The sequence below is a fragment of the bacterium genome, from assembly GCA_016786595.1.
Lineage (GTDB): Bacteria > Bdellovibrionota_C > UBA2361 > SZUA-149 > JAEUWB01 > JAEUWB01.
Window position 1 is genome coordinate 221963 of the sequence record JAEUWB010000060.1, and the last position, 13922, is coordinate 235884.

General features: G+C 45.2%; 12 protein-coding genes. 9 read left to right on the forward strand and 3 right to left on the reverse strand.

Annotated features, from left to right (window positions below; translation table 11 throughout):
* Positions 1 to 13: 13 nt before the first annotated feature.
* On the reverse strand, positions 14 to 1096 hold the full coding sequence (locus JNK13_11770) for a type IV pilus twitching motility protein PilT (GenBank protein ID MBL7663419.1): 1083 nt from the start codon (positions 1094 to 1096) through the stop codon (positions 14 to 16).
* A 547-nt stretch (positions 1097 to 1643) separates the two neighbouring features.
* Here JNK13_11770 and tpx point away from each other — a divergent pair.
* The 5 genes from tpx (at position 1644) to JNK13_11795 (ending at position 10096) form a co-directional block, all read left to right on the forward strand.
* Entirely contained in the window at positions 1644 to 2159 is a 516-nt protein-coding gene (gene tpx, locus JNK13_11775) for a thiol peroxidase (protein ID MBL7663420.1), read from the forward strand.
* A 29-nt stretch (positions 2160 to 2188) separates the two neighbouring features.
* Positions 2189 to 5725, forward strand: coding sequence for a transcription-repair coupling factor (gene mfd, locus JNK13_11780; protein MBL7663421.1), 3537 nt, complete (start codon positions 2189 to 2191; stop codon positions 5723 to 5725).
* Between the two features lie 78 nt (positions 5726 to 5803).
* A complete protein-coding gene (locus JNK13_11785; GenBank protein MBL7663422.1) occupies positions 5804 to 6856 on the forward strand; it encodes a SurA N-terminal domain-containing protein in 1053 nt (350 codons plus the stop codon).
* The gene (locus tag JNK13_11790) at positions 6856 to 8265 is read left to right on the forward strand and encodes a phosphomannomutase/phosphoglucomutase (protein ID MBL7663423.1); all 1410 of its coding nucleotides are present in this window, start codon (positions 6856 to 6858) and stop codon (positions 8263 to 8265) included. Before JNK13_11785 ends, JNK13_11790 begins: the two co-directional genes overlap by 1 nt.
* Complete coding sequence (locus tag JNK13_11795) at positions 8249 to 10096, forward strand: hypothetical protein (GenBank protein MBL7663424.1); 1848 nt, start codon at positions 8249 to 8251, stop codon at positions 10094 to 10096. Before JNK13_11790 ends, JNK13_11795 begins: the two co-directional genes overlap by 17 nt.
* A 47-nt stretch (positions 10097 to 10143) precedes the next feature.
* Here JNK13_11795 and JNK13_11800 read toward each other — a convergent pair whose 3' ends face one another.
* The gene (locus tag JNK13_11800; GenBank protein ID MBL7663425.1) at positions 10144 to 10338 is read right to left on the reverse strand and encodes a hypothetical protein; all 195 of its coding nucleotides are present in this window, start codon (positions 10336 to 10338) and stop codon (positions 10144 to 10146) included.
* Positions 10339 to 10577: 239 nt separating this feature from the next.
* Between JNK13_11800 and JNK13_11805 the strand changes: the two genes are divergently transcribed.
* Positions 10578 to 11240 (forward strand): aquaporin, encoded by a 663-nt coding sequence (locus JNK13_11805; GenBank protein ID MBL7663426.1) that lies wholly within the window; start codon positions 10578 to 10580, stop codon positions 11238 to 11240.
* 64 nt (positions 11241 to 11304) lie between these two features.
* Here JNK13_11805 and JNK13_11810 read toward each other — a convergent pair whose 3' ends face one another.
* Positions 11305 to 11898: a hypothetical protein gene (locus tag JNK13_11810; protein MBL7663427.1), complete on the reverse strand. Its 594-nt coding sequence runs from the start codon at positions 11896 to 11898 to the stop codon at positions 11305 to 11307.
* Between the two features lie 256 nt (positions 11899 to 12154).
* On the opposite strand from JNK13_11810, the gene JNK13_11815 reads away from it, so the two are divergent.
* From JNK13_11815 to JNK13_11825, 3 genes are all read left to right on the forward strand, one after another.
* Positions 12155 to 12649, forward strand: a complete 495-nt coding sequence (locus JNK13_11815) for a hypothetical protein (protein MBL7663428.1) — start codon at positions 12155 to 12157, stop codon at positions 12647 to 12649.
* 255 nt (positions 12650 to 12904) lie between these two features.
* A complete protein-coding gene (locus JNK13_11820; GenBank protein ID MBL7663429.1) occupies positions 12905 to 13378 on the forward strand; it encodes a hypothetical protein in 474 nt (157 codons plus the stop codon).
* Complete coding sequence (locus JNK13_11825) at positions 13375 to 13752, forward strand: hypothetical protein (protein MBL7663430.1); 378 nt, start codon at positions 13375 to 13377, stop codon at positions 13750 to 13752. The genes JNK13_11820 and JNK13_11825 overlap by 4 nt, the downstream gene beginning before the upstream one ends.
* The last annotated feature ends 170 nt before the right edge of the window (positions 13753 to 13922 follow it).

Here is a 13922-nt window from a genome sequence, read left to right on the forward strand (position 1 = left end):
GTTCTAAAATTTCTTAACGATGAGCTCCTGCCTGTTTGCCTCCTGTTGGATTATTAGATTCGGCAAAAAGATTAATATTGCCAGAGGCCTCAATCGCAGTTTCACGAGAAATTACACCCTTTTGAAAGAGTTCGATTAAAGCCATATCCATTGTGCGCATGCCGACATTTTGGCTGGTTTGCATCACACCAGGAATTTGGTGAATTTTTCCTTCGCGGACAAGGTTTCGCACAGCGGTTGAACCGGTCATGACTTCTAGAGCGGCAGCACGGCCTCCGCCAATTTTAGGCACTAATGTTTGGGTGATGATTGCTTCAATTGACTCAGAAAGCATGGCGCGAATCTGTGCTTGTTGTGCCGGAGGAAATACGTCGATAATACGGTCAACTGTTTTTGGCGCACTTGAGGTGTGGAGTGTTCCGAAAACTAAGTGACCAGTTTCAGCGGCTGTTAAGGCGAGTTGGATTGTTTCCAAGTCACGCATTTCGCCGACGAGAATGACGTCTGGGTCTTCACGTAGTGCGGCTTTAAGGGCGGTTGCGAATGATTTTGTATGCGGTCCGATTTCGCGTTGGTTGATCAAGCATTTTTTGGACTGGTGCACGAATTCGATAGGGTCTTCGATGGTTAAGATGTGACCTTCAAAGTCGCTATTGAGGAAGTCGATCATTGCCGCAAGCGTTGTTGATTTACCAGAGCCTGTTGGACCAGTTACCAGAATCAGGCCTTTAGGTTTGCGAGTAAATTCTGCAAGCGAAGGAGGTAGATTCAGATCTTGCATGGTTAAGATTTTTGTTGGAATTGTTCTGAAGACTGCTCCCAGGCCGCGTTTCTGACGGAAAATATTAACACGAAAACGAGACTCTTCGCCGACTTCAATAGAGAAGTCGATATCGCTGGTTTCTTCAAAAACCTTACGTTGATGGTCGTTCATGATGTCGTAGAGCAGGCGATGTGTGTCTTCCTCGGTGAGATTTGGCATTTTAATACGCTTCATTTCGCCGTGAATACGGATGATTGGTGGTTCCCCGGCGCTGATATGTAAGTCAGAGCCCTTTTGCTGTTGAGAAAACATTAATAATTGTGCGATATCCATGATCAATCTTCCTTGCTGCGTGCATTAATTCAGAACGACGCTGAAACAACCCTACTCAGTATATTTCGATCGTTTTTGGCTTTTGCTTGACTAAGATTTAAGAGATTCTTGTAGAAAGTTGTAAGCTACTTAAAATATTAACTATTTTAAGTGAGCTCAAATTCCCCGAGATTGTCGAAAATGCGGGTAAAAGCGGGCTTTGCTTAGAAACTATTCTACCGGAGCAGCAGTTGTTGTTTCTTCGGTCCCGGGTCCAATTCCAGTCGGATTCTTTTTGCAGTTGCCCGGACTACATGAGCGGTGATGATTGTAGCAGCCGCATCTATTCCTTTTTGCCCCGTCATTTTCTGTGTAGCAGACACTGCTATATTCTGTTTGTGGAGACAGTCCTAGGGGCGTCATTACGTGCTGGAACAACTTTGGCGTTAGCATCACGAACAGGTGATTGTAAGCGTTCTTAATTAGATTTTAGTCAATTTGCCTGCCGAACTAAGCTCATGTATAGCACAGGCGACAGTTTCTATATTATAAAGCAGGCACAAAGCAGATGAATACAAGCAATACAAATATTACATTTAAAGGCAATCCAACAACTGTGCGAGGAAAAGCATTAACGGTTGGAGCGACACTACCAAAGTTCAAGCTCGTCGGTACAGACATGAAAGATGTCACCAACGAAACATTTGCTGGAAAAGTCCTAGTACTCTCGGTAGTACCAAGCTTAGATACACCAGTTTGCTCAATTCAAACTAAACACCTGAGTCAGGATGCTGCTGAATTTGGCGACAAAGCAGTAGTTTTAACTGTCAGCCTTGACTTGCCCTTTGCGCAAAAGCGTTGGTGTGGGGCAGAGGGCGTGACCAATGTTGTGACTGCGAGTGACTATAAGTATCGTAATTTTGGAGATGATTTCGGTGCATATCTGACAGACTTGGGATTGCTTGCTCGGGCATTATTTGTTGTTGATCAAGCAGGAACGATTCGTCATCTTGAATATGTTCCAGAAGTTGCTCAGGAACCTGACTATAACGCCGCCCTTAAAGTTGTGCGCGAGTTGCTCTAATTTAAAATCTTTTTTGCAAGCTATTCCAGGTGAATTCCGCATATAGTAACGTTACGTTGGCGCAGGCAGCCTATTATAGCGCAGCCAGGCAACGCAAAAATCAAGCGCGCTCAATCCTGGTGATCGTGCCCGACACGGATCAGGCTGAGAAGTTATTTTCTGATCTAGAATTTTTCAGCGGGAGTGAGGCCGCAAGACGTCCCTTGCTTTTTCCTGCCTGGGATGCGTTGCCATTTGATGAAGTTTCCCCAAGTATTGATGTCTCAGCGACGCGATTAGCAACCACAAATGCAATTGCCCAAGGCAGCTCAATCGTGATCGCACCGATTGCTGCTCTTGTACAGAAAGTCATTTCACCCTCTGTGATTGAGGCGCAAAGTTTAAGACTCGATGCAGAATCTGAATATAGTCTTGAAAAATTGATTGCTGGTCTGGATGCACTTGGTTACCAACGCGCAAGTTTAGTGGAGGAGGTTGGCCAATACGCAGCACGAGGAATGGTGGTTGATTTCTTCCCACTTAATCTTAAAACCGGGACGAACCTTCCGATTCGTGTGCAATTTTTTGCCGATTTAATTGAGCGGATTTCAAGCTTTGATGCCGAGTCGCAGCGAACGGTTGAGAAGTTAAGCAGTGTTGAAATTCTACCAGTTAAAGAATTCTTAATTTGGCCGACTCAATCTGAGGAAAATTTAAATTCTGAGCAGCAACTCAGCGCGGGTCTTGAGCGTATTCGCAAGCGCGGACTGGAACTTGAAGTTCCGCGTTCAAAGATCGAAGAAGTTACTACTGCAATTGCCAATCAGGAGACATATGCTGGGCTGGAGCACCTGCAAGGGCTGATTGCAGAGAGTAGCTTGGTGCCATTGCTTTCGATCTTTCCTCGAGATACGGAAGTGATTATTTATGACCGTCGCAGCGTTGAAAAAGTAGCCCAGGATTTTTCAGAAATAGTCAATGAAAGATACCAGAAAGCCGTGGCAACATTACGCCTGGTGGCTAGCGTAGAGGCGCATTATTTAGCAGTGCAAGAAGTGCTCAGTGAATTGCTGCAACGGACAGATCTAGAACTCGAATCATTAAGCCTCGTTACGAGCACAACAGATGCGAGTGAAGTCGCAGATAGAATTGGCCGGCGTAATACATTGATTCAAGCCGCCAGCACTAAAGCTAAGCACCAAGAGCGTCCGCTGGAAGGCTTAGTCCAGGAAATTAAACGCCTCGGTAATTCTGGATTTCGTATTGCACTTATTTCCCCATCGACTGTTCGCATGCAGCGCTTAAAACATTTGTTTGCAGAATATAATTTGCCGATTGAAGAATTTACGGGAAGTTTTCCTGCCTGGTTAGCGAGTTCAGCGCCACTTTCGATTCTCGAAGGCTATCTCTCTGAGGGGTTTACCAGCACAGCAGACCGCTTGCAGATTATTTCTGAGGCTGAGATTTTTCCTCAATTACGTGGGCGACGGGCAGGGAAATTAACTGCTAAACGCGCAAGTAGTGTCAAGAAAATACTAGGAAGTCTAGCCCAGCTACAAGTCGATGATTTTGTTGTCCACGAAGACCACGGGATTGGGCTTTATCGCGGGCTTCGCGAAATCGTAGTCGAGGGAAAAATCGGAGATTTTCTTTTTCTTGAGTATGCCGAAGAGGCACGACTTTTTGTTCCGGTTGAGCAGATTGCCCGCATCGAGAAATATATTGGAGCTGAGGGGAGTAAGCCCGTACTTAATCGACTTGGCGGCAGAGTTTGGGAGAAACAAAAGAAGCAAGTTCAAGAGAAAGTCACGGTGCTTGCTGGTAAACTTATTAATCTCTATGCCGCCCGCTCCGTTGCGCAAGGGATTTCACTTGGAACGCCTACAACGGAGGACGAAGCCTTTGCTGAAACATTTCCCTATGCAGAAACTCCCGATCAATTAAACGCGATCACAGCTGTGCTGGAGGACTTGGGTCGCACTCAGCCGATGGATCGACTTGTCTGCGGCGATGTTGGTTTTGGTAAGACCGAGGTTGCGCTCCGTGCTGCCTTTCGTAGTGTTCAAGCTGGCAAGCAAGTTGCAGTGTTAGTGCCGACGACAATTCTTGCTGAGCAGCATCAGCGGACCTTTAGCGAGCGCTTTGCGGACTTTGCTTATAACGTTGAATCGCTAAGTCGTTTTCAAGGAGCAGAGAAAAATAAACAAACCTTAGCAGCGCTTGCTGAGGGCAAGGTCGACATTGTGATTGGCACCCACCGACTTTTACAGAAAGATGTAGAGTTTAAAGACTTAGGATTAGTGATTATCGACGAAGAGCATCGTTTTGGGGTGCAGCACAAAGAAAAGTTAAAAAGTCTACGGCAAGAAGTGCACATTTTGACGCTAACTGCCACTCCGATCCCGCGCACACTGCATATGTCACTATTAGGATTACGTGATTTAAGCGTAATTGAAACTGCACCGCATGACAGGCAAGTGATTCAAACTTTTTTAATGCCCTACTCGGCAACTGTACTACGAGAGGCGCTCTTGCGTGAACTTGGCCGCTCTGGCCAAGCGTTTATTATTCATAACCGCGTTGCTGATATCCAAGCTGTCGCCCAGGAAATTTCAGGGTTCGTGCCCGAAGCAAAAATCGCATTTGCCCACGGACAAATGCCTGAGCGTGAGCTTGAGGCGATCATGCACCGCTTCGTGCAGGGTGAGATCGACGTATTGGTTTCGACTACCATTGTTGAATCTGGACTAGATATCCCGAACGCAAATACGATTATTATTTTGGAGTCCGACAAATTTGGGCTCGCTGAACTTTACCAGTTACGTGGTCGAGTCGGCCGCAGCACACGTCGCGCATTTGCTTACCTCTTTATTTCTGACTCTACGAGTTTAAGTAAGGACGCCAAGAAACGTTTAGATGTTTTGCAGAGTTTAGATGATCTCGGCGTCGGATTCCGGCTCGCTTTACAAGACATGGAAATTCGTGGCGCAGGGAATCTGCTCGGTAAGGATCAGTCGGGAAGCGTCGAATTAGTTGGCTTTGAGCTTTATACGAAAATTTTGGCAGAGGCGATTGATCATTTACGAACTGGTCAAACCACGGACGAGGATCAGCAGGCGGCTTTAACAATTGATCCTGAGATCAAGGTTGGCTTTCCGGCCCATATTCCAGCTGATTATATTCCTGATGTTGGAGAGCGTCTGAGTTTGTATCAACGCCTTGCTGCATGTAAGTCTGAAGCAGAGGCAGCTGAGTATTTATTTGAAATCGAAGACCGTTTTGGTCGTGTTCCAGTCGAAGTAGTTGGCTTGATCGAACTGATGGCATTTCGTGCAATTTTGCAGCAGGCAGGGATTACCACAGCGCGTGGCACCGGGCATAGTCTAACAATTTATTTCCATGAACGCGCGGCAGTAAACCGTGAAAAATTAATACAAGTCGCTCAACAATCGCCGAGTTATCTTAAACTTAGCCCCCAGGGTTCAATTACGCTTCAGCTCGACCAGGAAATTCAGAGTGTTCAGGATTATAGCAAGGCACTTAAAGAGTTTCTTGCAGTTGGGATCATGCAGAAAGATTGTAACTGAATCCCTGGGTGGGGAGCTGCTTTTTTGCGAAAGAATGGCAAGTTGCTCAATCTGAAAGCTTTAGCTATTTTGTGGCCTATGTTTGCAGTAATTTTGCCAGTTTATATACCAAGACTTATTCTGATGCTTACGGCTGTTTTTTTTGTAACGCATGCCCAGGCTGAAAACACCAAAATTTTAGCTGAAGTTAATGGTGAACCTGTAACCAATGCCGACTATCAAATCTTTATCGAGTCGCTAGGGAAAAATTTAGATCGACAAGATAGCTTAGCGCAGCCCACAGATCAACCCGAGCTGTTCCAGGAATTTTTGCAGTCAGTATTAATTGCGCAAGATGCTGCGGCAAATGGGATTTCAATCGGTGATGATGAGATTGAATCATATATGTCGCAAGTGGCGGCAAAGAATAGCGTCGACAAGATCGGGTTAAAAAAATTACTTGCAGAGCAGGGATTATCTGAGCGGGGATATCGCTTGCGTGTTAAGAATGAAATTTTACGCCTAAAATTAATCACTAAAGTTATTCGCCCTAAAGTCTCAATCGATGAAACAGAGGATGCCAATCCTCAAGCTGAAGATCCACAGCAGCCAGTGGCGGCAACTTTCCAAGCAGAGCAAGTCGAGCAGGTCGTTGAAAATCCGGCTGGAACGATTCACGTTGAGCAAATTTTAGTTTCAATCCCTAAGCAGCCATCAGATCAACAGAAGCAGGAGTTTCGTGCTCAGATCAAAGAATTATTGGAGCAGGCATTTGCTGGAGCTGATTTCATGTCGTTGCATCGCAAAGGCTATTCCGATTTAGGCAAGTTGCCCCTGACCGATCTGCGAGAGGAATTTCAAAATGCAATCGCCGTTGCGCACCCACTAGGTAATTACACGGTTGTGAGCGATCCCTTAATTGGTCCAGGAGGGGCATTTATTATCAAAGCTTCAGGACTTAATGCTGATTTCTATCAGCAAATCCTTGCAGAGCGCAAAAATCGCGAAGCTAAAACGGAACAGCACAATCTGCAAGCCAGCGGACTAGAGAAAAAAATTCTTGCCCGTGCAGACCAGTATTTCAGTCAAGAGCTCCCGAAGAAATATTTTGTCGATATTAAAACTAATACAGAAATGAAAAAGGTGTACTAATGATCTTACAGCCAGCAATTTTTAGAGAATATGATATTCGCGGCGTTGTCGGAAAAGATTTTGACGCAAAGTTCGCCCATGCCCTGGGAGTTGTTTTTGCTCGGCAAGTTTTACAAAGTCCCTATGCGAAAAACACTGCTGAACCTCAGACAGTTGCTGTCGGCTGGGATTGTCGCCTTTCCGGGCCAGAACTAAGTTCTGCCTTGATTGCTGGACTAAGAGCCGGTGGAGTAAATGTGCTTAGTTGCGGCATGGGTCCAACGCCGCAGCTTTATTATGCTACATTTTCAAAAAATCTCGGCGGAGGAATTCAAGTTACCGGAAGTCATAATCCTGGTGACCAGAACGGCTTTAAAATGATGATTGGGACCCATACCTTAAGTGGGGCTGAAATTCAGAGTTTAAAGACACTGATTGCTAATGCTGACCATGAGCAGATTGCCTCGGCTGCAGGAATTTTAACTGAGTGGAATGCCCGCGAAGCTTATATTGATGAATTGGTAAAGCGATCTACAACGCATATCAATCAAGCAAAAAAACTGAAAATCGTAGTTGATGGCGGTAATGGAGTTGGGGGGTTGGTCGGACCGGAGGTTTTACGCCGCCTGGGCTGTGAAGTTATCGAGCTCTACACGGAGCCAGATGGACGCTTCCCGAACCATCATCCAGATCCGACAGTGCCTGAGAATATCGTTGATTTGCGAAAAGCTGTGGCGCAGCATCGTGCAGATGCTGGAATTGCGTGGGATGGAGATGCGGACCGCATCGGAGTTGTTAGCGACAAGGGAGAAATTATTTGGGGCGACATGCTCTTAATTCTCTTTGGCAAGGAACTGCAAAAGGAGATTCCTAATCCAATTGTGATTGGTGATGTGAAGTGTTCAGAGTTGCTTTTTTCTGAGCTTGAGAAAGTCGGCGCGCGACCAATTATGTGGAAGACCGGACATAGTTTGATTAAGGCTAAACTTAAGGAAACAGGTGCTCACTTAGCAGGAGAAATGAGCGGGCATATTTTCTTTGCGCACCGCTATTATGGTTTCGATGATGCACTGCATTCTTCCGCCCGCCTAGTCGAATTGCTCAGTCATGCTGCACAGCCGCTGAGTGCGATGCTTGCGGAACTTCCGAAAATGGTTTCGACCCCAGAAATCCGCGTTGATTGCCCCGAAAAAATAAAATTTAAGGTTGCAGAGCGAGCTAAAGATCTTTTCCCTGAATATAAAACCAACACAATTGATGGTGTGCGAGTAAGTTTCCCCGATGGCTGGGGTTTAGTGCGGGCATCAAATACGCAGCCGGTCTTAGTGATGCGCTTTGAGGCGGGAAGTGAAAGCGAGCTCAACCAGTATCAGTCGCTCTTCCAGGGACGTGTGCAAAAGCTAGTTCAGGAGCTTGCTTCTGCCAATTAAGTCGAGTCAGCCAGACGATTGTATCCAACTTTGCGGCGTATCGGCCAAGAATCTAAAGCACTTCGACTGCGAATTTAAACGCGCTAAGTTGCATCTCATTACTGGAGCAAATGGCTCAGGCAAATCTGCCTTGCTGTTTGATGCTTTTTTCTCTGAAGCATATCGTCGTTTTGCTATCGCTTTAGGATTTCCCGAAGAAATAAAAGCAAATCAGCTAGTCAAGCTAACTTCGCTTGCTGGCGTTACTTTCCCTGTGAAGCTTGCCGATTTTAGTGCTGAATCTGCAACAGTTGCTGAAGTATTAAAACTTTTACCACTGATTGAAAGCTGGCAGCAGAGCCGAAAAAAACGCTTGTGTTTGTCTTGCGGTGAGATTAATTCGCGCGACGGAGAGTTAAATCACCATGCTCAAATTGGGGACTTAATTATCGTTTCTCGTGAGATTAAATCTCCGCTCGACAATGCTCAAATTAAACTTTTACTCGAGCAGGGTTTCACTAGCGTGTTGTTAGAAACAGCTAGTGGGCAAATGCGCCGGGCATTGTCTGAGCTACTTGAAGAGCTTGATGACCTGGGCGGAGATCTTACTTTGCAAAACTGCCGACTGATTACAGATGCATTTAAATATAGCACTGACACTTTCGCTCGCTTAGAGCAAGTTATTGCCTATGCTGACCTGGAGACGAGTATTCATATTGCCGATCGCAAACTTCCGAATGTCGGTAAACACCACTGCTCGAATTGTCAGGCTGATTTTTGTGGAGAAGCTCTCGAGCACAGTTTGAATTCTTGTGGATTAACTTTTTCACAACTATTTTTTGTTTTCCAAGACCATCAAATTTACTCTCTGCTCGAAGAACTCGATTTAGTCGAATTACAAATTGGCTCGAGGCTAGGTAAGCTTAGTGCGGATCAAAAGCAACGTTTAAAGATTGTATGCGCTGCGCTGCACGCTCCGCAAGGTGCGACCTGGGTGCTTGATTATCCCAGTGCGTATTTATCCAAAGCTCAGACCGGCAAGTTAATCGAGTTTTTAAAGAAGTTTATCAAGCGCGGAGATACAATTTTAGTTGAAGATTGTAATCCTACGCTAATTCAAGCCGCAGATTATGAGTTGAAATTGGATCCTGAGCTTGATCGAGAAAGTGATTTTCAGGCAGAAGCAACAGCAGTTTTTGATGTCGCTAAAATTAATCCTGAGATCGTCCCCGCAGCGCTAAATTACTTTTCTGCGGAAAACGGTCTAAGTGAAATTCGTGAATTTTTTCAAGAACTACAGCAAAACTCTAATGTTTTCGGCTTTAAAAGCGCAAGCTATCTACTGCATGAGTCTTACCGATTGAATCGAGATTTACTTTCGCTCCTAGGTTGCTTCGACTATCTTTCCCGCCCACTGGCGCAATCTCAGCAAGCACGCGTCTTGGGCCTGACCGAGAAGCAAATCCTCCAAGGTCTTAAAAAGCATGATATCAAGATTTTGGGACTAGAATGGCGTGGAGTTACAATGGGAGAGCTTTTTAACCGTTCCATTGGGGAATTCTTGGAACATTTCTCGTTCATAGCTGCACTGCGAGAAATGCGAGAACGTCTGCTTCAATTGAAACTTGTAAATCTCCCGGCTACGGGTAGGCCTGTCAGTGAGTTTTCTTCTGGAGAAAAACGTAAGATAATTTTAATTCGAGAACTTTACGAACATCGACCAGAAAATCATTTGTATTTGATCGAATTGCCCTATCTTTATGCTGACCAGCTTAGTTGCAATGCAATGAACTTGATTTTTAAGCGCGTTTGTAAAGCTGGAGGGACAGTGCTGATTGGGGAGATTGCCTAGTCTCGGCCTTCACAGAATTTACTAGCGCCGACCTACTTGCGGTTATTTTATTTACGCAATGTCGAATCTGGTTTTGCCTGCGGAGCTTCAGCTTTTTCCATCTCGTCACTGATTGGAATTAATGCGAGTGGAACATCGCTAACTTCGACAGGTATATAATTCGGTTTGTCGTATAGAAATGTAGTCACGAGCCATTCGAGATCTGGATCTTCAATTTCATGTGGGAAAAATGCCCGTGCCATAACTTCCTCCAAAACCAAAATAAAACCCTAAATTTCCAAAAACCTGTTACCGCTTAGTCGGGGCAGTGTTTTGTTAACTCTGCCCCGATAATTACGGTATCGTCTTTATGATGTAGAAGCTTTATGTCTGGTTTCAACTAACTGTGAATACATGATTTTTTAGAGGCGGAATTAGTCTAAATCTGTTACTTTTAGCCAACTTTAACTAGGCTTAGGCATTTACAAGGAGACTAATCAACATGAAACTGTCCAGATTTTTTGCTGAATTTATTGGCGTTTTTGCTCTAGTTTTCATGGGAGTTTCCGCAATTGTTTCAAATCACTTAAGTGGTGGAGCGTTGGGTTTAGTGGGAATTGCCCTGGCTCATGGATTGGCAATTGCGATTCTTGTTACCGTTGCCGCACCAATTAGCGGAGGCCATTTAAATCCTGCAGTGAGTTTTGGGCTGTTTATTTCTGGAATCATGAATTTGAAAGAAACGGCTTGGTATATTCTCGCCCAGGTATTGGGTGGGGTGGCGGCAACGATTACGGTTTCTTCGTTATTTCCCGCTGACGCATTACTGCAAGTTTCCTACGGAACGCCTCTGCCAGGAGCAAATGCCGATTATTCTCAGGCATTCATGGCCGAGTTATTTGCTACATTCTTCCTGATGCTAGCTGTTTTAGGCACAGCAGTTGACGGGCGCGCGCCAAAGCTGGGCGGACTTTTTATTGGTTTAGCAGTGGTGATGGGGATCTTGGCAATTGGCCCGGTCTCTGGCGGAGCGATGAACCCAGCTCGACACTTTGGACCAGCGCTTTTTGCTGAATACACTAAGACTTTCTGGGTGTATTGGGCTGGGCCGATGGTCGGTGCGGCATTTGCTGCTATCATCTACCGGAATTTCCTGAACGACTGATATAAAGTGCAATTCGTTTTCTTTGGTTTTACCTTTCTTTTCCGTAAAAGAAAGGTAAGGAAACTTAATCGTGGTGGTCTTCCCAGAGGGCAACGCCCGGAAAATCACCGAGCTTAAATACGCTTAGTTCGTCACCTTTGACCTTAAATCCATAGCGCACGCAGGCTCCTTGAGCGCGGAGAAAGTCGCGTGCTTGTTTGTCGCGATGTGCAGTTCTCAGGGCAAAATGTTCATCGATTACAGCTTGGTTAGCTAATAACTCGATACTCATAAAAACCACGCAGCGTGTATCGATAAAAACATGTCCCAGTAGAGTTGGCACGCTTGCAAGGTTTTGCATGTCTTCTACTAAGGGCTGATCGTCAACTTCTGTTTCAGAGTTGTCATTCACGACAACAAGTAGAGATTCATATGGATTGCGTTTAACATGATAACGCCCCGGTTGTAGCGAAATCACCGCTCCGCCGTATCGAGCGACGAGAGTTTTTAGTGCTTCTTCTGTAAGTTCTGATTTACGGGTCGCGTCAAGGAATTGACGGTTAGAGAGCATGAATTGATCGATAATTACGATTTGACCACTCGGCGCTTCAAACCAAGCTGTCTGGATTGGGGCTTCGTCGGACTGCTGATTATCATTCTCTGTATACTGATCTTCCACAATTATGCTCCAAAATTTAAAGCTATAAACATTCTTATACCCCAGGCCTCAACTTCTAGTGCCAGAAAAAGCCTAAGGAAAATAGTGCTATAGCCTGGATTTAAAAGAATGTCATCTGGCCTCGATCCCGAGATGGTCTAGCAAACTAAGTCTAAAGAACTTACCGATTCGGGCCGATAGATACAGTATCGGGGTTAACTCAGCTTAATCCCAGGGTTTAAAGGTTTTAGCAGTTTTTTGAGGTTAGGTAGTAATTGTGGAAGCAGGTCATAAAGCGCGAGAACGAAAATTAAGCGATTCAAAATTGCATCCAGGCGTACTTAGCTTTGATGCTGATGGAACAACGCTGATTGGTCGCTACACAGATGAATTGTCTGCATACCGTGCAAAGCGTAAGTGGATTGAAATCCTAAAAAAACATTTTTTACTTGATCAAGGCCGCGACTACGAGCTCTCTATTCTAGTAAATCCTGTAAATAAATATTTTGCCTTGAATTGTTATTTTACATCAGCCTGCGGCCGTTATGCCTTTTGGCGCCTGGTCAATAACCAAGCCCCGGAAGCAGAACTTAATCTAACTAGCTCGGGTTCATTACTTAAAGAAGCAATTAAAAGAAATCGAGAAACAAAGTCTGGAAGTCATGAAGTAGTCGAGCCGACGGTGCTCCATGGAGAGCAGACTGCTCGTAAGCGCACACTTTCTGGTGCTTTGAGTGATTATTTCCTAAAACTGATTTCAGTTAGATCGTAGGCCCTACGTTTTTCTAGCCGAATCTCAGAGCTGCCCTTAAATTTTACGCCGAAGACTTAGGTAAAAATATTTTGTCGCTAGATTCGACTAACGTTTTTTTGCGTGCTAGAACTGAATAAAGGTTTCTCCGTAAGGAGGCCCGAAAATCACAGGAGGGGTAGAAGAATTCAAACCACGCTACGCAACTCTCTCGTGTTTGGTTTGCCGCTAATTGCGTTTGGATGGTTTGTCTTCGGACACCATTCAGGGGGCCAATTGATTTTTGCTGCAATTGGAGCTTTGCTGCTCTACTTTGCGCTTGAATCATGGATTCCAAAGCCTCGACCTAAATTCATCAGGTCTAAAGCAGAAACGCTGGAAGAAGCAGCCAAACAATTCGAGGCACTCGACCACGACCTTGCCAAAATTCTTACCAAATTAGCCGCGGTTCAAAGCCATCTCATTTTGCGCAGGCAGGATGATAGCATTGAGGAAATAGCCCAGGAAGCAGAACGCTTCCTGGATGCGCTCAACGCTGCCAACTATTGCGCTAATGAGTTAAGGAAAAAGGAGCTGGGCTTAGCATACGAAACGAGCGTAATCGAAAGATCGCGCTTGTTGCTGAGCCGTGCTCTGGAACAATTTGCAAAAGAAGAAGAGCAAGCGACATCGCCATCGGCCCCAATGTCTGGGGCCTCTAACCCACTAGACGTGCTCGAGGCACGTCTGTCAGTTGGAAATAGATCATGAAATCAAAAACTATTCCAGTAGTGTTACTATTGGCTGCGATGCTGGCCATGGTGGTTGCCTCGCAGTGGAACAACATTTCCGGAGGCGTGGCCAACGCATTTCGGATGAAAACTGTCACTCTCGTGACTACTCCGGAGAAGAGAAACGTCTTTGCTCCGAATTCAGAAGTCATGAAACGATTAAAGGTGCTGGAATTTGACGTCAAAGTCGAATATCGTTCTGCTCACGAACTGCACGAACATGCAGTAACCGGAAAAGATGCATCTTGGTTCATGACGAGGATGGATGCACAAGCGTATCCGGGAGATCCTATTGATACGGAAGCAATTTGTCATTCGCCGGTTGTGATGCTGATGTCCCGAATTGCATCTTGAAAGTGCACCAGCCGAACAAAGCTAATGATGAGTAGAGTAGGTAAAAGAGGAGCTTAAGTCTAGATTCCCCCTAGGGGGAAGGGAAAGTCGAGTAAATGGATGATAGAAGAGAGCTAATTTAAGAATGAATTTTGGTAAAATTCATTCTTAAATTAAAGCTGTTCTAATGA

Coding starts and splice junctions, on each gene's coding strand:
- JNK13_11770 (MBL7663419.1), bottom strand. CDS start 1,096: ATGGATATCGCACAATTATTAATGTTTTCTCAACAGCAAAAGGGCTCT.
- tpx (MBL7663420.1), top strand. CDS start 1,644: ATGAATACAAGCAATACAAATATTACATTTAAAGGCAATCCAACAACT.
- JNK13_11785 (MBL7663422.1), top strand. CDS start 5,804: ATGTTTGCAGTAATTTTGCCAGTTTATATACCAAGACTTATTCTGATG.
- JNK13_11790 (MBL7663423.1), top strand. CDS start 6,856: ATGATCTTACAGCCAGCAATTTTTAGAGAATATGATATTCGCGGCGTT.
- JNK13_11800 (MBL7663425.1), bottom strand. CDS start 10,338: ATGGCACGGGCATTTTTCCCACATGAAATTGAAGATCCAGATCTCGAA.
- JNK13_11805 (MBL7663426.1), top strand. CDS start 10,578: ATGAAACTGTCCAGATTTTTTGCTGAATTTATTGGCGTTTTTGCTCTA.
- JNK13_11825 (MBL7663430.1), top strand. CDS start 13,375: ATGAAATCAAAAACTATTCCAGTAGTGTTACTATTGGCTGCGATGCTG.